This is a genomic window from Sinorhizobium sp. NFACC03, from assembly GCF_900103435.1.
Lineage (GTDB): Bacteria > Pseudomonadota > Alphaproteobacteria > Rhizobiales > Rhizobiaceae > Ensifer.
In genome coordinates this window covers 25,787-45,002 of record NZ_FMXF01000014.1, presented here as the reverse complement: position 1 = coordinate 45,002, position 19,216 = coordinate 25,787, and the positions used below count along the sequence as shown (strand labels likewise).

Annotated in this window: 20 protein-coding genes; 12 read left to right on the top strand and 8 right to left on the bottom strand. The window is 62.1% G+C overall.

The features are described 5' to 3' along the window. The first annotated feature begins 156 nt into the window (after positions 1 to 156). A complete protein-coding gene (gene adh, locus BLU35_RS18290) occupies positions 157 to 1,665 on the top strand; it encodes an aldehyde dehydrogenase (RefSeq protein ID WP_057253130.1) in 1,509 nt (502 codons plus the stop codon). Between the two features lie 160 nt (positions 1,666 to 1,825). After that, entirely contained in the window at positions 1,826 to 2,218 is a 393-nt protein-coding gene (locus BLU35_RS18285) for a DUF779 domain-containing protein (protein WP_093233977.1), read from the top strand. A 25-nt stretch (positions 2,219 to 2,243) separates the two neighbouring features. On the opposite strand, the gene BLU35_RS18280 is transcribed toward BLU35_RS18285, so the two are convergent. Together BLU35_RS18280 and BLU35_RS18275 are read right to left on the bottom strand one after the other, a co-directional pair. Next, positions 2,244 to 2,864 (bottom strand): NYN domain-containing protein, encoded by a 621-nt coding sequence (locus BLU35_RS18280; protein ID WP_286161555.1) that lies wholly within the window; start codon positions 2,862 to 2,864, stop codon positions 2,244 to 2,246. Positions 2,865 to 2,892: 28 nt separating this feature from the next. Beyond that, a complete protein-coding gene (locus BLU35_RS18275) occupies positions 2,893 to 3,285 on the bottom strand; it encodes a LysR family transcriptional regulator (protein ID WP_093233975.1) in 393 nt (130 codons plus the stop codon). Between the two features lie 113 nt (positions 3,286 to 3,398). On the opposite strand from BLU35_RS18275, the gene BLU35_RS18270 reads away from it, so the two are divergent. Beyond that, positions 3,399 to 4,427: an aldo/keto reductase gene (locus BLU35_RS18270; protein ID WP_093233974.1), complete on the top strand. Its 1,029-nt coding sequence runs from the start codon at positions 3,399 to 3,401 to the stop codon at positions 4,425 to 4,427. A gap of 69 nt (positions 4,428 to 4,496) precedes the next feature. On the opposite strand, the gene BLU35_RS18265 is transcribed toward BLU35_RS18270, so the two are convergent. The 4 genes from BLU35_RS18265 to pgeF all read right to left on the bottom strand — a co-directional run bounded on the left by BLU35_RS18265 (position 4,497) and on the right by pgeF (position 8,493). After that, positions 4,497 to 5,429 (bottom strand): ribose-phosphate pyrophosphokinase, encoded by a 933-nt coding sequence (locus tag BLU35_RS18265; protein ID WP_057253136.1) that lies wholly within the window; start codon positions 5,427 to 5,429, stop codon positions 4,497 to 4,499. Positions 5,430 to 5,636: 207 nt separating this feature from the next. Then, positions 5,637 to 6,461 carry a hypothetical protein gene (locus BLU35_RS18260; protein ID WP_093234027.1) on the bottom strand — a complete coding sequence of 275 codons (825 nt, stop codon included), beginning with the start codon at positions 6,459 to 6,461 and terminating at the stop codon, positions 5,637 to 5,639. Positions 6,462 to 6,545: 84 nt separating this feature from the next. Next, complete coding sequence (locus tag BLU35_RS18255; protein WP_093233973.1) at positions 6,546 to 7,697, bottom strand: M24 family metallopeptidase; 1,152 nt, start codon at positions 7,695 to 7,697, stop codon at positions 6,546 to 6,548. 1 nt (position 7,698) lies between these two features. Beyond that, positions 7,699 to 8,493, bottom strand: coding sequence for a peptidoglycan editing factor PgeF (gene pgeF / locus BLU35_RS18250; protein ID WP_093233972.1), 795 nt, complete (start codon positions 8,491 to 8,493; stop codon positions 7,699 to 7,701). 371 nt (positions 8,494 to 8,864) lie between these two features. On the opposite strand from pgeF, the gene BLU35_RS18245 reads away from it, so the two are divergent. The 3 genes from BLU35_RS18245 to BLU35_RS18235 all read left to right on the top strand — a co-directional run bounded on the left by BLU35_RS18245 (position 8,865) and on the right by BLU35_RS18235 (position 12,591). Continuing rightward, entirely contained in the window at positions 8,865 to 10,007 is a 1,143-nt protein-coding gene (locus tag BLU35_RS18245) for a TRAP transporter substrate-binding protein (protein WP_093233971.1), read from the top strand. Between the two features lie 176 nt (positions 10,008 to 10,183). Beyond that, positions 10,184 to 10,852 carry a TRAP transporter small permease subunit gene (locus tag BLU35_RS18240; RefSeq protein WP_093233970.1) on the top strand — a complete coding sequence of 223 codons (669 nt, stop codon included), beginning with the start codon at positions 10,184 to 10,186 and terminating at the stop codon, positions 10,850 to 10,852. After that, complete coding sequence (locus BLU35_RS18235; RefSeq protein ID WP_057253144.1) at positions 10,849 to 12,591, top strand: TRAP transporter large permease; 1,743 nt, start codon at positions 10,849 to 10,851, stop codon at positions 12,589 to 12,591. Before BLU35_RS18240 ends, BLU35_RS18235 begins: the two co-directional genes overlap by 4 nt. A 124-nt stretch (positions 12,592 to 12,715) precedes the next feature. Here BLU35_RS18235 and BLU35_RS18225 read toward each other — a convergent pair whose 3' ends face one another. Then, positions 12,716 to 13,819 carry a class I SAM-dependent methyltransferase gene (locus tag BLU35_RS18225; RefSeq protein WP_093233969.1) on the bottom strand — a complete coding sequence of 368 codons (1,104 nt, stop codon included), beginning with the start codon at positions 13,817 to 13,819 and terminating at the stop codon, positions 12,716 to 12,718. Between the two features lie 58 nt (positions 13,820 to 13,877). Further along, on the bottom strand, positions 13,878 to 14,714 hold the full coding sequence (lgt, locus tag BLU35_RS18220; protein WP_057253148.1) for a prolipoprotein diacylglyceryl transferase: 837 nt from the start codon (positions 14,712 to 14,714) through the stop codon (positions 13,878 to 13,880). Positions 14,715 to 14,929: 215 nt separating this feature from the next. Between lgt and BLU35_RS18215 the strand changes: the two genes are divergently transcribed. The 6 genes from BLU35_RS18215 (at position 14,930) to BLU35_RS18190 (ending at position 19,214) form a co-directional block, all read left to right on the top strand. Further along, complete coding sequence (locus tag BLU35_RS18215) at positions 14,930 to 15,190, top strand: accessory factor UbiK family protein (RefSeq protein WP_057254338.1); 261 nt, start codon at positions 14,930 to 14,932, stop codon at positions 15,188 to 15,190. A gap of 448 nt (positions 15,191 to 15,638) precedes the next feature. After that, positions 15,639 to 16,139: a type III secretion system chaperone family protein gene (locus BLU35_RS18210; RefSeq protein WP_043618087.1), complete on the top strand. Its 501-nt coding sequence runs from the start codon at positions 15,639 to 15,641 to the stop codon at positions 16,137 to 16,139. Between the two features lie 2 nt (positions 16,140 to 16,141). Then, positions 16,142 to 16,960 (top strand): pyrroline-5-carboxylate reductase, encoded by an 819-nt coding sequence (gene proC / locus BLU35_RS18205; RefSeq protein WP_093233968.1) that lies wholly within the window; start codon positions 16,142 to 16,144, stop codon positions 16,958 to 16,960. A gap of 346 nt (positions 16,961 to 17,306) precedes the next feature. Next, positions 17,307 to 18,266, top strand: a complete 960-nt coding sequence (locus BLU35_RS18200; protein WP_082616010.1) for a LysR family transcriptional regulator — start codon at positions 17,307 to 17,309, stop codon at positions 18,264 to 18,266. 37 nt (positions 18,267 to 18,303) lie between these two features. Then, positions 18,304 to 18,645 (top strand): tRNA-binding protein, encoded by a 342-nt coding sequence (locus BLU35_RS18195; protein ID WP_093233967.1) that lies wholly within the window; start codon positions 18,304 to 18,306, stop codon positions 18,643 to 18,645. Between the two features lie 5 nt (positions 18,646 to 18,650). After that, positions 18,651 to 19,214, top strand: a complete 564-nt coding sequence (locus BLU35_RS18190) for a protein-tyrosine phosphatase family protein (RefSeq protein WP_057253152.1) — start codon at positions 18,651 to 18,653, stop codon at positions 19,212 to 19,214. Positions 19,215 to 19,216: the final 2 nt, after the last annotated feature.

Below are 19,216 nucleotides of genomic sequence, written 5' to 3'. Positions count from 1 at the left end.
CCCAGTTTGCTGCACTGCAGCACGGTATCCAAGCCCGCCTGTCTCAATTCTGAAACACATCGCGTCGCTGGTGCTTGCGCCTCACTATCGAAGACGCACGTTCAGTCGCACCTTCCTTCTCACAGCCCCGTTGCTGGTTCTCAGGGAGGAAAGACCATGTTGCATCAGAAGATCGTCGAAAGCCCGTTCAGGCAGAAATACGGCAACTTCATCGGCGGCGAATGGCGCGAGCCGGTGGCCGGACGCTATTTCGACAACACGACGCCGGTGACCGGCGGCGTGCTTTGCCAGGTGGCGCGCTCGGACGTCGCCGATATCGAGCTGGCGCTCGACGCCGCCCACGCCGTCCGAGAGAAATGGGGCCGGACGTCTGCCGCCGAGCGCTCCAACATCCTGATGAAGATCGCGGGCCGCATGGAGGACAATCTCGAACTGCTGGCGCGGGCCGAAACCTTCGACAACGGCAAGCCGATCCGCGAGACCATGGCGGCCGACATTCCGCTTGCTATCGACCATTTCCGCTACTTCGCCGCCTGCATTCGTGCCCAGGAAGGCACGATCGGCGAGATCGACCACGACACGGTCGCCTATCACTTCCACGAACCGCTCGGCGTCGTCGGCCAGATCATCCCCTGGAATTTCCCGATCCTGATGGCCGCCTGGAAACTGGCTCCGGCGCTGGCCGCCGGCAATTGCGTCGTCCTGAAGCCGGCCGAACAGACGCCGGCCTCGATCCTCGTCTGGGCCGATCTCGTCGGTGATCTCTTGCCGGCGGGCGTGCTCAACATCGTCAACGGCTTCGGTCTTGAAGCCGGCAAGCCGCTCGCTACCAGCCCGCGCATCGCCAAGATCGCCTTTACCGGCGAAACGACCACCGGCCGGCTGATCATGCAATATGCCAGCCAGAACCTTATTCCGGTGACGCTGGAGCTCGGCGGCAAGTCGCCGAACATCTTCTTTGCCGACGTGCTCGCGGAGGATGACGATTACTTCGACAAGGCGCTCGAAGGCTTTGCCATGTTCGCGCTGAACCAGGGCGAGGTCTGCACCTGCCCGAGCCGCGCGCTGGTGCAGGAGAGCATCTATGACCGCTTCATGGAGCGGGCGGTGAAACGCGTCGAGGCGATCCGCCAGGGCAATCCGCTCGACAGCGCCACGATGATCGGCGCGCAGGCATCGAGCGAACAGCTCGAAAAGATCCTCTCCTACATCGACATCGGCCGCCAAGAAGGCGCCGAAGTGCTCACCGGCGGTGGCCGCAACGTGCTCGAAGGCGAACTGTCGGAAGGCTTCTACGTCAAGCCGACGGTTTTCCGCGGGCACAACAAAATGCGGGTCTTCCAGGAGGAGATCTTCGGGCCCGTGGTTTCGGTCACCACCTTCAAGACCGAGGCAGAAGCGCTGGAGATCGCCAACGACACCCTCTATGGCCTCGGTGCCGGTGTCTGGAGCCGTGATGCCAACCGTTGCTACCGCTTCGGCCGCGAAATCCAGGCCGGCCGCGTTTGGACCAATTGCTACCACGCCTATCCAGCGCATGCGGCCTTCGGCGGTTACAAGCAGTCCGGCATCGGCCGCGAGACCCATAAGATGATGCTCGATCACTACCAGCAGACGAAGAACATGCTGGTGAGCTACAGCCCGAAGGCGCTCGGCTTCTTCTGATCGGACCCTGCCTTCCCCGCCGTCGGGGAGGGCAACAAAAGCCAGAGGGAAGGTAATCTCCACCTTTCCTCTGGCTCGTGCGGCGGCTGAGGTGTGCTCTCCACCCGCGCCTCAGCCGACCAACATCAAACGATACGCAGTGGGAGCAGGGAGGCTTGCGATGTCCGCCGAGGTGACAGGAACCATCGGGATCAACGAACCGCGCGTGCTTGCAACGGACGCAGCGCTCGATTTCATTGCCGAAATCCGGCGCGACCATCCGGATATCCTGTTTCACCAGTCCGGCGGCTGCTGCGATGGCTCGTCGCCGATGTGCTACCCGGCGGATGATTACATCGTCGGCGACAACGACGTGAAGCTCGGCGAGATCGGCGGCGTGCCGGTCTATATCAGCGCCAGCCAGTTCGAGGTCTGGAAGCACACGCAACTGATCATCGACGTGGTGCCGGGGCGGGGCGGGATGTTCTCGCTCGACAACGGGCGGGAGAAGCGATTCCTCACCCGTTCGCGTCTGTTTGGCGGCGGCGAGGCTTGCGTCGTCGTGCGTGGATAGCGCTCCCATACGCGCCAACACCAACTCATTTCCGCCTTACGTGGAACGAAGTGCGGCTGGTCTCCCGGTGCTCCAGGCACGAAATGCTCTTAATCAGCGCCTTGAGGTTCTTGAAATCGTGTTTTCGGGGATCGAAATTCGGTATTCGTTTGTTGAGTACGCTACCGACTGTGCCGAGGTGAGCCCACCCGTCGTCGCCCAATGTGTCGTCAATTGCCGCCAAGATTTCTTTCAGAGGCAGCTTTGCCGGCTTACTCGATTTACAATCGCCTTTTGTACCTTCCACAAGAAGGAGATCGCAATAAATGAATCGGTTGCATGAATTCGCGTAGGGTTTGGGCGCCTTCTTTTCGCCAAAGCCGTAGACGGACAGGCCATCCTCCCGGATCCGGCTTGCGAGCGAGGTGAAATCGCTGTCGCTGGAGGCAATGCAGAAGCCATCGACTTGTCCGCGATGCAGGATATCGATCGCGTCGATCGCCAGCTTCAAATCGGTGGCGTTCTTGCTTTTCGCTGCTGGTGCGACGTGAACCGGCAAGAATGCATATTTATGGAGCAGCGGCTGCCAGATGGCCATCGCAGGGCGGCCAAAGTCTCCATAAACACGTTTGATGGAAGCGGTGCCGAGCGCCGATGCTTCGCGAATGATAAGCGGCAGAAAACTGGAGCGGATGTTATCGAATCGAGATTTCCACGGAAACGTCCGGATAGGCCTGGCGGAAGCGCGGCAGGAGCGGCGTCAGCACCAGCGGGATCGCCATGTGCGGCACGGTCAGCCGCAGGTTGCCCATGGGCCGGTCGCGAAAGTCGCCGAGCAACTCATAGGCATCGGCGATCTCGGAGGCAGCAGGGCGCACGCGCTTCAAGAAGGCGCTACCGGCTTCGGTGAGGGCGACGCGCCGTGTGGTGCGCACGAAGAGCTGGAGGCCGAGACGGGCTTCGAGCGCCCTGATCGTCTGGCTGACCGCATTGGGCGTAACGCCGAGCGTCGCTGCCGCGGCTGTGAAGCTGCTGCTCTCGGCAACCGCCAGAAATTCTCTCAGTCCGTTGAAAGGGTCGTTTGCCATCCGTCGATAATGAAGCATATCTTCCAAACCTATCAAGGTGACGGTAGTTTTTTGTGGCAATCAACTTTGGCATGGTCTCCTCACACCGCTTCCTTCGAGCAATGGAGAACGACATGCAATACACGACGCTTGGAAACACCGGTCTGGTGGTCTCGCGCCTTGCTTTCGGCGCCATGACCTTCACCGCCGGCGACCGCAGCCTCGGCGCCGTCTACAAGACCGATGCCGAAGCGGCCGATGCCCTTGTGGGACAGGCGCTGGATGCCGGCATCAACTTCTTCGATACGGCCGACGCCTATGCCTCCGGGCAGTCGGAACGCATCCTCGGCGAGGCGCTCAAGTCCCGTCGCGACGAGGTGATGATCGCCACCAAGGTCGGCTTCCGCACCGGAACGCCACTCAGCCAGGCCGGCCTTTCGCGCCGCCACATCCTCTGGTCGGTCGATCAGAGCCTGAAGCGTCTCGGCACCGACTGGATCGACGCCTACATCGTTCATAAGGAAGATCCGCACACGCCGCTCGAGGAAACGCTTCTCGCGCTCGATGCGGTCGTGCGTTCCGGCAAGGTGCGCTACATTGGCTTTTCCAACTGGTCCGCCTGGAAGGTGGCGGCCGCGCTTGAGATCCAGAAGGCCAACGGCCTCGCTCCCTTCACCCATGGCCAGATGCACTATTCGCTGCTCGGCCGCGACGTGGAGCGTGACGTCATCCCGATGATGCAGCGCTACGGGCTGGGGCTGACTGTCTGGAGCCCCCTCGCTTCGGGCTTTCTTTCGGGCAAATACACGCGCGAAAATCTCGGCGACCCCGACAACCGCTATTCCGATTTCGACATCCTGCCCTTCGACAAGGAACAGGGCTTCAAGCTGGTGGAGCGCATGCGGGCGATCGCCGATCAGCATGGGGCAAGCGTGGCACAGGTGGCGATCGCCTGGCTGCTTTCGAAGAAGGCGGTGACGAGCGTGCTGCTCGGCGCCTCCAAGCCGCACCAGCTCAAGGACAATCTTGGTTCGGCCGATCTTGTTCTGACGCAGGCGGAAATCTCGGCGCTCGATGCCGAGACGGTGCCGACGCCGGTTTATCCGAACTGGTTCATCGACAATCTCGTTGACCAGCCGCTGGTGCAGGCGCTGGGCAGGTAATCGCATCCCACAAAGAAAAACGCCGGCGCATGGCGCCGGCGTTCATGAATTGCCGAGTTGGGAATGGCCTCAGTCGAAGAGGCTCGAAACCGACTCTTCCTGGCTGGTGCGGCTGATGGCTTCGCCAAGCAGGCCAGCGGTGGTGATCACGCGGATGTTGTGGGCGGACTGGACGGCCGTGGTCGGCTGGATCGAGTCGGTGATGACCAGTTCCTTCAGCATCGACGAAGTGACGCGGGCAACCGCGCCGCCGGAGAGAACGCCGTGGGTGATATAGGCCGTGACGCTGGTTGCGCCGTTCTTTAGGAGCGCTTCGGCCGCGTTGCAGAGCGTGCCACCCGAGTCGACGATGTCGTCGATCAGCAGGCAGTCCTTGCCCTTCACGTCGCCGATGACGTTCATGACTTCCGATTCACCCGGACGGTCGCGGCGCTTGTCGACGATTGCCAGCAGACAGTCGAGGCGCTTGGCGAGTGCGCGGGCACGCACCACGCCGCCGACGTCGGGCGAAACGACCATGACGTTCTTGAGGTCGTAGTTTTCCTTGACGTCGCGAGCCAGGATCGGGATCGCATAGAGATTGTCGGTCGGGATGTCGAAGAAGCCCTGGATCTGCCCGGCGTGAAGATCAAGGGTCAGCACGCGGTCGGCGCCGGCTTCGGTGATCAGGTTGGCAACGAGCTTCGCGGAGATCGGCGTGCGCGGACCGGCTTTGCGATCCTGGCGGGCATAGCCGAAATAGGGAAGCACTGCGGTGATGCGGCGAGCGGAAGAGCGGCGCACCGCGTCGATCATGATGAGCAGTTCCATCAGGTGATCGTTGGTGGGGAAAGAGGTCGACTGGATGATGAACACATCCTCGCCGCGCACGTTTTCGCCGATCTCGACGAAGATTTCCTGATCGGCGAACCGGCGTACCGCCGCTTTGCCGAGAGGCAGGTTGAGATAGTTGCAGATCGCTTCGGCCAGCAGCCGGTTCGAATTGCCTGCGAAAACCTTCATTGACGGACCGCCTTGAGCTGGCGCGGTCACCGTCCGGTACTTTTCCGGGAGCGGTGTGTTCCGCGCAGATTCCGAGAGCCATTCCAATCGCGGACATTCTTTGCGGATGGCCGCCGTTCAGAGCTGATCGGCCGCTTTTTAGCGAGACTGAACTTGAATGCAAGGGGAATGCTGCGCCGCGAAGGCCAATATCCTAAAAACTTTGCATCAACCGGCCTGAGATTGCCGCCATTCGAGGTAGGCATTGATGGTTTTCGTCGCGATTCCCTGCATGGTTGCCGCCGGCACGCCGCTCCACAAGTCCGCGCCGCCGCCGGGAACCGAGTCCTGTCCCTGGATACGGTGCAGGCGGTTTCCGCTGCCGTCGAGCACGTCCCAGACATAGACGACCGTGGTCTTGTCGCCGTCCTTCAGCGTCGAGAAGTAGCCCTTGAGGATATGTTCGCTGCTGGCATCGCCAGAGCCCTTGATCGTCAGGCCGTGTGCGCGCGCTTCGGCCCCAAGCTGCTTGGAGAGCGGCGTGACCGCCTGGACCGGCGCGCCGATGATCGGCAGGAACCGGATCGTGCCGCTGGCGGCGGCACTTGCCTTCGGCAGCGAAGCGACGCTCGGCTGGTTCTGGATCTCTTCGGCAGCGGCTGCCGTCTGCTGCACTGGTGTCTGTTGTGCCGGGGTCGGTTGGTTCTGGATCGTGTTCTGGACAGGTGCTGCACCGGCGGCAAGCCGGCTCGCCTGGGCCTCGAATGTGCCGGCCGGATCGGTATAGGTCGCATCCCCGCTGGCATAGGCCGTCGGCGTGTTCGTAGGGGCCGGCTGAGGAGAGTAGGCGGTGGTCTGGCTGACGGGTTCGCGCTGCACCGGGGCGACGGCGGTCTGGGCCGACATGGCGTCGAGGTCGGATTGCGTCACCGGCGGCGAGCGAAAGGTTCCCGCGCCGACGTCGACCTGCGGCGTCAGCATGTCGGTGCTGTTGCAGCCGGCCAGGGCAACGAGGAGGCCGAGGCCAACAGTAGGCGTGGTGAGCTTTCGCATGTTCAAACCGTCCGTTTTCTTCGCGGCAGTTTTTGAAACGTCTCCTGTCGTCTGCCAGTTCAAAGCAAGTCTAGGCGGATTTCCCTAAGCAGAAATGAAGTCCAAGCCATAGCGCGACAGCGCGCGCGGAGTATCCGTGGTGGTGAGATAGGTCTGGCCGAGGGTCATGGCGGTGCCGCTGTCGGAATCCATGATGATCATGTGCACGAACAGCGACATGTTCGGCTCGATCTCCTGCGGGTTGCCCAGATGGAACATCTGGTGCTCCATCCAGGAGGGCGAGAAGCGGGCGCCGAGCGAGTAGCCGCAGGCGTTGAGGCGGTGGCGGGCGAGGCCGCGCTCGTCCATGATCTTGGCATGCATGTCGAAGACGGTGCCGAAGGTGTTGCCGGGACGAAGCACCATCTCGATCGCCTGGATGGTTTCGCGGCAGGCGCTGTAGAGTTCGCGGTGACGGTTGGTCGGCTCGCCGATGACGACGGTGCGCATCATCGCCGCATGATAGTGGGCGCTGACGCCGGCCCATTCGAGGGTGAGTTGGTCCTGGCTGTCGAGCACGCGGCGCCCGGACTTGTAGCGGCAGAGCAGCGCGTCGGCGCCGGAGCCGATGATGAATTCGTTGGCCGGATAGTCGCCGCCGCCGGCCAGAATCTTGCCCTGCATCGCGGCGAGGATGTCGGCTTCGTTGCCGCCGGGACGGATCAGCGGCAGCGCGGCAGCGAGCGCATCGTCGGCCAGGCTTGCCGCCTTCTCGACATAGGCGATCTCGGCGTCGCTCTTGATAAGCCGCAGACGGCTGACGAGGTACGAGGCGTCGATTATCTCGCCGAAGGTCTGGATCTGGCGGTCGAGCAGGCGGGCGACGCGGCCGGTCATGCCGTGCGTATCGTATTCGACGCCGATGCGGCAGCCGAGCAGGTCGAGTTCGCTCAAGAGGTTCTTGAGATCCAGGGTCGGGTCGGCATTGGCCCGGTCCACCCAGATCTCGATGCGCTCGATATTGGAGGTGTGGCGTGCCTGGCGCAGGTCGGCCGAGCGCGTCAGCAAGACCATCGAGCCGTCCTTCTTCACGACCAGCGTCTGGAAGAAGCAGTAGCCGAAGCTATCGTAGCCCGTCAGCCAGTACATGCTTTCCTGGGCGAAGAGCAGCACGGCATCGAGCTTCTCCTCGCGCATCTTCTCCGTCAGCCGCTCGAGACGGCTTGCATATTCTTCCTGGGCAAATTGAAGCGCCATGTCAGGTCCCCCGTATGCAAATGGCGGAAATCTGTCGGCCGTAGTCCGGTTCCTGCCTGTGTGTCGTCCGACGGTAGGAGAAGAAGCGCTCCTCGTCGGCATAGGTACAAATATCGAGATTTTCGGCTGTTACGCCTGCTTCGGTCAACCGCTGGATCGTGAGACCCGGCAGGTCGAACATAGCGTGGCCGTCGCGGTCTGACGGCCTGAAATAGGTTGCGTAGCTGTCGTTCGCCGAGACGAAGCGCTCGACGAATTCGGCACCGACTTCGTAGTTGCGATGGCTGATCGATGGGCCGAGGCAGGCGACGATGCGCTCGCGCCGGGCGCCGAGCGAGACCATCGCGTCGATGGTGCTCTCGAGCACGCCGCCAAGCGCGCCCTTCCAGCCGGCATGGGCGGCGCCGATGATTTTGGTTTCTGCGTCGGCAAAGAGGATCGGGCCGCAATCGGCCGAGAGCACGCCGAGCACGATACCGGGCGTCGCCGTCACCAGCGCATCAGCCTCGGGGCGGCTACCGTCATAGCTTTCGTCGACCACGATGGCGTTGGGCGAATGGACCTGATGAACCGTTGCCAGCCGTTCCAGCGGCGCGCCGAACCAGCCCGCGACGCGGGTGCGGTTCTCGTTGATATGGGCTCTTTCGTCCTTCGAACCGAGGCCGACATTGAGGCCGCGATAGAGCCCTTCGGAAACGCCGCCCTGGCGGGTGAAATAACCGTGGGCGATTGCCGGCCCGGCCTTCTCGCCGAAAAGCGAGCTCTGCACGGGAGAAAGCGCGGCGTCATGCTGCATCGGTATATTTGCCTTTGCTTTATGAATAAATTCAATGGGTTTGGGGGCGCGCTCCGGCCCGGCGACTGGCGGCTGATTTGCCGGCGCGATGTTGACCCGCGATGGCTGGGCTGTCAATTCCCGAACGATAGGGGGAGCCAGCGGCCTGTGATTTCGAGGGGCAGTCATCGCTCGGCCACCGCCGCTACGCGCTGACGAAAACGCCTTCCTTCGACGCCCGCATCTGCACGAGGCCCGCGGAAAAACAAGAGGTCGGGATGGCGCCTTACCTGCAGGCTTTTGAGCGACGCTGCGTGCAATCTTTGCGTGGGGCTCTGCATAAGAGTATTATCTAATATAGCAAGAAATGCTTGTGCTTTCGGGAGGAGCATATGAAGCGAAGAACCCATATCGAGGGACGGATTTCGCGTCGCAAATTCCTGGGCGGTGCGGCAATAGCGGGGGTCGCAACGGTCGCCGCGCCTAGCGTTGTCAAGGCGCAGGGGCCGATCAGCATGCGCTGGCAAAGCACCTGGCCATCCAAGGATATCTTTCACGAATTCGCGCTCGACTTCGCCAAGAAGGTCAATGATATGACCGGTGGCGATTTGAAGATAGAAGTGCTGCCCGCTGGTGCCGTGGTGCCGGCCTTCGGCCTGCTCGACGCCGTATCGCAAGGAACGTTGGACGGCGGTCACGGCGTCCTCGTCTACCATTACGGCAAGCAGGCGGCGCTCGCGCTATGGGGCTCTGGCCCGGGTTTCGCCATGGATGCCAACATGCTGCTCGCCTGGCACAAATACGGCGGCGGCAAGGAACTACTCGCAAAACTGTATGAATCCATTGGCGCCAACGTGGTCTCGTTCCCCTATGGGCCGATGCCGACCCAGCCGCTTGGCTGGTTCAAGAAGCCAGTCGCAAAGCCCGAGGATCTTCAGGGCCTGAAGTTCCGTACCGTGGGCATCTCGATCGATGTCTTCACCGGCCTCGGCGCGGCGGTCAACGCGCTGCCGGCCGGCGAAATCGTTGCGGCGCTCGATCGAGGCCTGATCGACGCGGCCGAGTTCAACAACGCCTCGTCCGACCGGGTGCTCGGTTTCCCGGATGTATCGAAGATTTGCATGCTGCAGAGCTACCACCAGAATGGCGAGCAGTTCGAAGTGATGTTCAACAAGCCGAAGTACGACGGCCTACCTGATCAGATGAAGGCGATCATCACCAACGCCGTCGAGGCGGCATCTCAGGATATGGCCTGGAAGGCGATCGATCGCTATTCCACGGACTACCGGGAGATGCAGACCGTCGACAAGGTCAAGTTCTACAAGACCCCGGAGGCAATTCTCAAGAAGCAACTGGAGGTCTACGACGAGGTGGTAAAGAAGAAGGCAGCGGAAAACCCGCTGTTCAAGGAAGTGCTCCAGTCCCAGCTCGTTTTTGCCGAGCGGGCCACGCGCTGGGAACAGGACACCGTCGTCAGTCGGCGGCTGGCATTCGACCACTACTTCGGACAGGAAGGCGTGGCGAAGGATCTCTGAGGCACGGCCGCTTCGCGTCAATCAGACGGGATTCAGGCGGAAGACCGGCTCATCTCATTTCGCACATCGGAGACAGTCGAAGGATCACTATTCGATAAATCAAAGCGTTACAGCGAACTCTGTGCGTTCTTGAAAGGCGCGCCGCTGTAGCGCCCCTCTTGCAGCGGGGGGCATGCGTGAACGTTCAGCATTTTCTGCTTAGGGTCGATGCGACCAGCGTGTGGATCGGCAAAGCCGCAGCCTGGCTGATTATCGGGCTGATGACGATGGTCTGCATAGAGGTCGTCAAACGCTACATCCTGAACATGCCGACGGCCTGGATATTCGATGCCAGCAACATGTTCTATGGCTCGCTGTTCATGCTCGCGGGGGCATACGCCTTGGCGCAGAATGCTCATGTACGCGGCGACTTCCTCTACAGCTCCATGAGGCCGCGCACGCAAGCCGCCCTCGATCTGGTCCTCTACGTCCTCTTCTTCCTGCCCGGCGTCGCCGCGCTCGTTTACGCCGGCTACGATTATGCAGCACTTTCCTGGCGGATCGGCGAGCATTCGACCGTGACGGCGGAGGGGCCGCCTATCTACTATTTCAAAACCGTCATTCCGGTCGCTGGCGGCTTCGTCCTGCTTCAGGGGCTGGCCGAGATCACGCGCTGCATCGTTTGCCTGCGGACCGGCGAATGGCCAAGTCGGCTCAAGGATGTGGAGGAGCTCGACGTCGTCGCCGAGCAACTCGAGCACAGCGAGCATGTCGACGCGGAAACGCGCGAGGCTGCGATCGAGCGTGCGCAGGCGATCGACAGGGCGGCGCGGCAACGGGGAATGGGGGGAGACGGCGAGACGTGAGCGATCCACTCCTCGGACTGACGATGCTGATGCTCATCGTGGTGGTCATCATGATGGGGTTTCCGACGGCGTTTACCCTGATGGGGCTTGGCATGCTCTTCGGCTTCTACGCCTTCTACAATCCGGCCGAGCACTGGATCGACAATCGCGTCTTCGACCTGATGGTGCAGCGTACCTATGGGGCGATGACCAATGACGTTCTCATCTCGATCCCGTTGTTCGTGCTCATGGGCTACGTGATGGAGCGGGGTGCGCTGGTCGACAAAATGTTCTACAGCATTCAGCTCGCATTCAAGCGGGTGCCTGCGTCGCTCGCCGTCGCTACCCTCATCGTCTGTACCTTCTGGGGCATCGCCAGCGGCCTCGTCGGTGCGGTGGTCGTGCTGATGGGCGTGATTGCGTTCAATCCGATGTTACGCGCCGGCTATGACGTGAAGCTTGCCTCGGGTGTGATCACGGCGGGCGGTACCCTCGGCATTCTGATCCCGCCCTCGGTGATGATCATCGTCTATGCCGCAGTCGCGGGACAATCCGTTGTCAAGCTCTACGCCGCTGCCATGTTCCCCGGGTTTTTCCTCGCGCTGCTCTACCTCGCCTATATTCTCGGCTGGGCGCTCATCAGCCCCAAGATCGCTCCGCCGCTGCCTGCGGAGCAGACCAAGGTGCCCGTCAGCGCGTGGATGCGGGGCCTGCAAGCGTCGTACTCGCACAACATGCTGGCCGGGCTCTCTCGCGCACTAGTCTCACCGGCAAGGGCGCTGGCTCTCGAAACCGAGGAGGGGTCTCTCACCTATTGGGCTCTCGTCAAGAATTTCTGCGCTGCCTTGGTCCCGCTAGCACTGACGGCTTTTACGATGGCGCTCGTATGGTGGTATGTCGTCATCCATCCGCAGGCATCGGCGGAGGCGGAGGCGCCGGAAGGGCTGGAACAGCTCGGGGCACCGGCGGCGGATGCCGCGCCGACCGCGATCAACGGGCCGGCGACAAGCTTCTACGTGTCCTTCTGGTTGATTGCCACGATCGCTGCGGTGGTGCTCGTCCGCTACTACCGCAATATGAGTGCGGAGCGGCTGCAGGTGGTGAAGCTTTTGATCTCCTCCGTCATGCCGCTCGCCATCCTCACCATAGTCGTGCTCGGCGTAATCCTCTTCGGGATCACCACGGCGACCGAGTCTGCGGCCGTCGGCGCGGCGGGGGCTTTCCTGCTCGCATTCCAGGCCCGGACGCTCAACTGGAAGCGCACAAAGGAAGCGGTATTCCTGACGGCGAAGACAACGGCCATGGTGTGCTGGCTCTTCGTGGGCTCGGCCTTGTTTTCTGCCGTCTTCGCCATACTTGGCGGCCAGGCGCTGATCGAGCAATGGGTGCTATCGCTCGATCTGACGCCGGTACAATTCATGATTCTTTCGCAGGCGATCATCTTCCTGCTCGGCTGGCCGCTCGAGTGGACCGAGATCATCATCATCTTTGTGCCGATTTTTCTGCCGCTGCTAAAGCACTTCGACATCGATCCGGTGATTTGGGGCGTTCTCGTCTTCGTCAACCTGCAGGCGGCATTTCTGTCGCCCCCAGTCGCGATGTCAGCTTTTTATCTGAAGGGTGTCGCGCCGCCGCATGTGACGATCAACCAGATCTTCGCCGGCATGATGCCCTATATGCTGATCGTCGTGCTCTGCATGGTCATCATGTATCTCTGGCCCGGGATAACTCTCTGGCTCCCGAACTATCTTTACGGCTGAACCGTGCGCTACTGCATATTTCCTTAAATCCTAGCCGATTTAAGGATAAAAACATGCAACAACTCAAAGTGCCACAGCGACCTTTGCGCGTCCGATAAGACGCGCGGCGCTGTAGGCTGTGCGCTCAGGGCTTCGGCTTGCGGAAGGGCGACAGCGGCACCGGAGGGCTGCTCACGGCGAGAACCTTGAACAATTCCCCCATTTTTCCGACACCGGCGCCGGCGAGCCTTTCCACGTCCTGGCGAATGCCCTCTTGGGTGAGCGCATCCTTGTCGCGACCGAGTGCCGCGGCGCGGTCCAGCAGACCGAGACCGACCAGGAAATCGCCCTGGTGCGCAAGGCCGTTGATCTGCACGTCGTCGGTCTTGGCGCGGCGGGCGAGCTGCTCGAAATCGACATGGCTGGTGAGATCGGCCCGGCCCGGATTGGCGAGTGGCGGATCATATTCGTGATCGCGAACGGCCTGCAGCGTATCGCCATAGCCGGTGGCAAGATGGCCGTAATCGATGATCACGGCGGTGCCGCCGCTGATCTTCAGCCGCTCGCAAAGGGCGGACATGACAGCATCGCGGGCAGGGGCGATCTCGAAGATCGTGCCTTCGGCCAAACCCTGCGCCGGCGTCGGCAAGAGGCCCGGATCGATGCCGGCGACGCCGGCAGCAAAGGTCAGTTGGTCATCGGCATCAAGCCCGACCATGCGCTCGCGGAACCCTTGCGCGGTGCGCACGAATTGCCGGATCGGAATGGCATCGAACAGCTCGTTGGCGGCAAGCAGCAGGAAGCCATCGGGCAAAGTCTCGAAGCTTGCATGCCACTCGACCTTGTTGCCATGGGCGACCAGGGTTTCGGACTGAATCTTGCGCAGGCGCTCGCTGGTCTCGACGAGATGCATGCTGGCGGAGGCATAGAGCTCGGGTGCGAGGCGACGCACCACACGCAGCATGTCGGCCATCATCGTGCCGCGGCCGGGGCCGATCTCGGCGATCACCGCGCCTTCGGGCTTGCCGTGTTGCTGCCAGGCGTGGACGAGAAAGACGCCGATCATCTCTCCGAAGAGCTGGCTGATCTCCGGCGCCGTGGTGAAATCGCCCTCTTTGCCGAAGGGTTCATGAACCCGGTAGTAGCCGTGTTCAGGATCCGCGAGGCAAAGCGAGAAGTAATCGGTGACGCTGATCGGCCCGTGAGCCTTGATCAGCGCCTTGATCTTGTCCGCAAGTGGTGTCGTCATGCCTTCGTCCAGTTAGCGGGAGGCGGCCGGAAGCCGCACGCCCTTGCCTTATCCGCTCTCAGGCGGCTGCGCGCCGCGCCCGGGTTATCGCCCAGATGCCGGCGAGCGCCATCGGCAGCGAAAGCACCATGCCCATCGTCAGCCAGCCACCGACAAGATAGCCGATCTGCGCGTCCGGTTCGCGGAAGAATTCGACGAAAATGCGGCTCAAGGCATAGCCAAGCACGAAGATGCCGGTGACGAGGCCCGGGGATTTCAACGCCTGGCGACGGTAGATGAACCAGGAAAGCACGCCGAGCAGCACGAGGCCCTCGAGGGCTGCTTCATAAAGCTGGCTCGGGTGACGGGCAAAGGGCCCGCCGGTCGGGAAGACGATTGCCCAGGGCATCGAAGAGAGACGGCCCCAGAGTTCGCCATTGATGAAATTGGCAATGCGGCCGAAAAACAGGCCGATCGGGACGACGGCCGCGACGATGTCGAACAGGCTCCAGAGAACGATGCCGTTGCGCCGCGCGAAGATGATCATGGCGAGCGTCGTGCCGAGAAAGCCGCCATGGAACGACATACCGCCGTTCCAGATCTCAATGGCGCGGATCGGATTGGCGAGAACGGAGCCGAGGTCGTAGAAGAGGATGTAGCCGATGCGGCCGCCGAGCACGATACCGCCGGCGGCCCAGAGCAGGAAGTCGTCGAGTTGCTGCAGCGTGACCGCCGGCGTCTCGTTGCGCCAGAGCGCGTTGTTCATCGCCAGGCGGCGCGCATAGAACCAGCCGATCAGGATGCCCGCGACATAGGCGAGCCCGTACCAGTGGACGGCGAGAGGCCCGATCTGGAAGATGACGGGGTCGATTTCGGGGAAGGGAAGGATGGCGAGACGGGTCGCTAGAGTTTCCAAGATATGTTCTCGTGCCTATTTCTCGTGCAGGGGCCGGTCGTTTCGGCGGAACATGGCGAGCGATTTCCGCCGGGTCAAGGCGCCGATGGGGGCGCTTCGGACACAGCGGCGTGATTTGGCACGTGATTTTCCTTGCATCCGCTCGCCGCTGACCCTACCTGAAATTCATGACCGCATCGCAATGCGAGGCGATGGCTGAAATGGAGATCGCGACGATGAGCACAGGCGCTAACCGCATTCTGGATGACTTTGCCAAGATCATGACCGATGCCGCAGGTGCCGCCCAGGGCGTGCGCCGCGAGGTCGAGACCGCCTTCCGCGCACAGGCCGAACGCGCACTGAACTCGCTCGACGTGGTCAAGCGCGAGGAGTTCGAGATGGTCAAGGAAATGGCGATCAAGGCGCGCGAGGAAAACGATGCGCTGCTCGCCCGCATTGAGGCTTTGGAAGCGCGTCTCGCCGAGGCCGGCAAGTAACGCGATTCCGCCGAAATAACGGTATTTTGGCGTTTTTACTTCGCCCGCGAACTGGTTTCGCGGGCGTTTTGCTGTCGTTAATCCTGGATCGATTGAAACGGCGTTAAGGCTGGTTAATAAAACCTGAAAAGTTTTCCACCTGTGGACACTGCCAAAAAACCCTTATGGCAGAGTCAGTTAAGCTCTCGCGCTTCATCCAAATGACAACGTGGACGCGATTCATCCCGGCTATTTTTCGGCCCGGGGGCTGGCAGCCTGACTCCGCCATTATACACTGATTTTAAATGATGATTCGAAACGAACCACGCAAGCTCCGGGCAGGGTAAGTCAGCCAGGATGGATGTGAGTTCAGCAATCATAGTGTGTTTGTAATCGGTGTTGGGTTTGCAGCGTTGCGTCTTGTGAGCGTGATGATGCACGTCTGCGCCACACCTATACAGGGTGATGCATGAGCCTTTTGGAAATGGAAGTCGAGCGCCAATCCAACCCGGTCGATATGATCGAGTTCGTGGCCGCAAATAACGACTGGTCGTTCGAGCGATCCGGCGAAGACGAAATCGCCATGACGGTCGAAGGCAAGTGGGCAGACTACCACGTTTCCTTCTCCTGGATGGAGGAGTTCGAGGCTCTGCACCTTGCCTGCGCCTTCGACATCAAGGTGCCGGAAAGCCGGGTCAACGAAGTCATCCGCCTGCTCTCCCATATCAACGGGCAGGTGCTGATGGGCCACTTCGACCTGTGGCGCCAGGAGGAAGTGGTGATCTTCCGCCAGTCGCTGCTGCTCGCCGGCGGCGCCGAGCCGACCAATCAGCAGGTCGAAGTTCTGCTTTCGAGCGCACTCGACGCTTGCGAATCCTATTATCAGGCGTTTCAATTCGTCGTTTGGTCCGGCATGGACGCGCAGCGCGCCGTCGATGCGGTCCTGTTCGAAACGGTTGGAGAGGCTTGATCATGGCGAATGCCGCTTCCGGTCCCATCGTCCTCGTCGGCGCCGGCAATATGGGCGGCGCCATGCTTTCCGGCTGGCTGAAGAGCGGCGTTAGGGGTGCCAACGTGCTCGTCGTCGATCCCGGCCCGCCACCGGCCATGGCCAAACTCATTGCCGACAACGGCGTGACATATGCGGCCCAGGCGCCATCCGGTGTTCAGGCGGGCGTGATCTTCCTCGCGGTCAAGCCGCAGGTGATGGACGCCGTGCTGCCGCCGTTGAAGCCGCTCGTCGGTGCGGATACCGTCATTGTCTCGGTTGCCGCCGGCAAGACGCTCGCCTTCATCGAAACCCACCTTGCTGCTGCCGCCACGGTTCGCGCCATGCCGAACACGCCGGCGATGATCGGCCGCGGCGTTACCGGTGCCTTTGCCAATGCGCGCGTCAGCGAAGCGCAGCGCAGCCAGGTTCACGATCTGCTGAAGGTCAGCGGGCCCGTCGAATGGGTCCGGACCGAAGCCGAAATCGATGCGGTAACCGCGGTTTCGGGCAGCGGTCCGGCCTATGTCTTCTACCTCGTCGAGTGCATGGCGGAGGCGGGCCGCAAGGCCGGCCTCGAGGCGGACCTCGCCATGCGGCTCGCGCGGGAAACCGTCGCGGGCGCTGGCGAATTGTTGCATCAGTCCGCCGACGAGGCGGCGCGGCTGCGCCAGAACGTGACCTCGCCCGGCGGTACGACAGCGGCAGCACTCTCCGTGCTGATGGCGGACGACGGTATGCAGCCGCTTTTCGACAAGGCGATCGCCGCCGCGCGCAAGCGCGCGGAAGAGCTGGCGGGCTGAGCTCACGAAACTCCGGTGCCGTAACGGCGCCGGCGTGAGGTTCGCTCTACGACGACGCGCGTGGGGGAGGCGCCTGCGCCTTGTCCAGGACCTTTATGCCGGTCGAACAGGCACCTCCAGATCGCGCCTATTGCCCGGCGACACATGTCGCGGATCGCGGCGTCGCGCTGACGTCGCGCCCAGGAATGTAGCTGGTAGCTCGCCGGCATATTCTTCCGCTGCTCATCCATTTCCGTCACCCCTCGGGCTCCGCTGTCTGAGTTCCAGGTCCAAACTACAGCCTATCGCCGGCCGCGATAATCCATGTTAAGTTCCGTTCATCTGTGACGAAATGGAATAGATGCAAATGGACCGGCAGGAAGCCATGGCGGTGTTTCTCGCCGTCGTCGAGGAGGGGGATTTCTCGGCGGCGGCGCGGCGGCTGCGCATGACACCATCGGCCGTCAGCAAGATCATCGGCCGACTGGAGGCGCGCCTCGGCGTGCGGCTGCTGCAGCGATCGACGCGCAGCATCAGCCTCACCAGCGAAGGCAGCGCCTATGCGGAGTCGGCCCGTCGCATCCTCGGCGATATCGAGGATGCTGAGTTTGCGATCCAGCCGGGCGCTGAGCCGCGCGGCCGCCTGCGGGTCAGCCTGCCGAGCGCCTTCGGTCATCGCCTGATCGTGCCCATGCTGCCGGCCTTCATCGAGCGGTTCCCGGCGATCGATCTGGAGCTCGATTTCAGCGACGCGATCGTCGATCTCATGAACGGTGACGCGGATGTCGCCATACGGGTTGCGGCGCAAAGCGACAGTACGCTGGTGACGCGGCGCCTGGCATCGAACCGTCGTGTCATTTGTGCGGCGCCGGGATATCTCGAAAGGCACGGCGTTCCCAAGACGCCTGATGACCTGCAACGGCACGTCTGCCTTGCCATTACCGCCCATGGCCGCCTCAACGTCTGGGAGTTCCAGGATGGCAACGGCCGGCATGCGATCCGTGTTCGTGGTTCCGTCGAAGCCAACAGCACGGAAGCGCTGAGGCACCTCGCGCTCGCCGGCATCGGGATCGTGCGGCTCTCCGAAATTCTTGTCGGTGGAGATATCCGGGCGGGCTTGCTGGTGCCGCTTCTGACCGATTGTAATTATGCCGAGGCGGAACCGATCACCGTGGTTTATCCGCACCGGCGTTTCCTGCCGCCGCGTGTGCGCGTCTTCGTCGATTTCCTTGCCGAGCAGTTCGCGCGCCGCCCCTGGGAAGAGGCAAGATTTCACGGGGAGCCTGCCGATACCGGTGCGCTTCCGGAATCTCGCCCGATGCTTTAAGCCCGGCGACTGAGTACTTTTCACAAAGGGAATTGCCGTGACTGAAACGATTGAATTTGCTGATTTCGAGCGTGTCGACATTCGCGTGGGCACGATCGTCGAAGCCGAACCCTTTCCGGAAGCGCGCAAGCCGGCCTTCAAGCTGAAAATCGATTTCGGGCCAGAGATCGGCATTAAAAAGTCATCGGCGCAAATCACGGTGCATTATCGTCCGGAAGATCTCGTCGGGCGGCAGGTGTTGGGCGTGGTCAATTTTCCACCGCGCCAGATCGGGCCCGTTCGCTCCGAAGTGCTGACGCTGGGTTTTACAGACGAGGCCGGCGCGATCGTGCTGGCTGCCACCGAGCGGCCAGTTCCCAACGGCAAAAAATTGATGTGATCCCAATGACCATCGCCTTCGAAGTGATCCCCGAACGCGTCAAGGTCTCCTGCCTGTGGCGCGCCGCCGATGCCGCGCGCGATTGGCGCGCAAGCCATGTGCTGTCTCTGCTCGATCCGGAACTGCCTGACGCCAACGTGCCCGTTATTGCCGATGCCAGCCACCGGGTGGTGCGCATGCGCGACCAGGAAAACCCGACCGCCACGCAGCATTTCCCGGATCTGGTCCTCGAGGTGTTCGAGGCGATGCGGCCGGCGGCGGAGGATGCTTCGAGCCGCATTCTCGTGCATTGCCACGCCGGCGTCAGCCGCTCCACGGCTTTTGCCTATGGGCTGATTGCCCATCAACTTGGCGCGGGCCGCGAGGATGAAGCCTTCCGGGCGCTACTGACGATCACGCGCAAGCCCTGGCCGAACCGGCGGATCATCGAGATCCTCGACAAAGCCCTCGGTCGTAAGGGCCGACTGCTCGCGCCGCTCGATGTCATGCGCGCCCGCCATCCGCGGCGCATCGACGCCTGGCATCGCTTCAACGAACGCCGTGGCCTGACGTCGATCTATCAGCGCTAGCG

Coding starts and splice junctions, on each gene's coding strand:
- adh (WP_057253130.1), top strand. CDS start 157: ATGTTGCATCAGAAGATCGTCGAAAGCCCGTTCAGGCAGAAATACGGC.
- BLU35_RS18285 (WP_093233977.1), top strand. CDS start 1,826: ATGTCCGCCGAGGTGACAGGAACCATCGGGATCAACGAACCGCGCGTG.
- BLU35_RS18275 (WP_093233975.1), bottom strand. CDS start 3,285: ATGGCAAACGACCCTTTCAACGGACTGAGAGAATTTCTGGCGGTTGCC.
- BLU35_RS18270 (WP_093233974.1), top strand. CDS start 3,399: ATGCAATACACGACGCTTGGAAACACCGGTCTGGTGGTCTCGCGCCTT.
- BLU35_RS18265 (WP_057253136.1), bottom strand. CDS start 5,429: ATGAAGGTTTTCGCAGGCAATTCGAACCGGCTGCTGGCCGAAGCGATC.
- BLU35_RS18260 (WP_093234027.1), bottom strand. CDS start 6,461: ATGCGAAAGCTCACCACGCCTACTGTTGGCCTCGGCCTCCTCGTTGCC.
- BLU35_RS18255 (WP_093233973.1), bottom strand. CDS start 7,697: ATGGCGCTTCAATTTGCCCAGGAAGAATATGCAAGCCGTCTCGAGCGG.
- pgeF (WP_093233972.1), bottom strand. CDS start 8,493: ATGCAGCATGACGCCGCGCTTTCTCCCGTGCAGAGCTCGCTTTTCGGC.
- BLU35_RS18245 (WP_093233971.1), top strand. CDS start 8,865: ATGAAGCGAAGAACCCATATCGAGGGACGGATTTCGCGTCGCAAATTC.
- BLU35_RS18225 (WP_093233969.1), bottom strand. CDS start 13,819: ATGACGACACCACTTGCGGACAAGATCAAGGCGCTGATCAAGGCTCAC.
- BLU35_RS18215 (WP_057254338.1), top strand. CDS start 14,930: ATGAGCACAGGCGCTAACCGCATTCTGGATGACTTTGCCAAGATCATG.
- BLU35_RS18210 (WP_043618087.1), top strand. CDS start 15,639: ATGAGCCTTTTGGAAATGGAAGTCGAGCGCCAATCCAACCCGGTCGAT.
- proC (WP_093233968.1), top strand. CDS start 16,142: ATGGCGAATGCCGCTTCCGGTCCCATCGTCCTCGTCGGCGCCGGCAAT.
- BLU35_RS18200 (WP_082616010.1), top strand. CDS start 17,307: ATGGACCGGCAGGAAGCCATGGCGGTGTTTCTCGCCGTCGTCGAGGAG.
- BLU35_RS18190 (WP_057253152.1), top strand. CDS start 18,651: ATGACCATCGCCTTCGAAGTGATCCCCGAACGCGTCAAGGTCTCCTGC.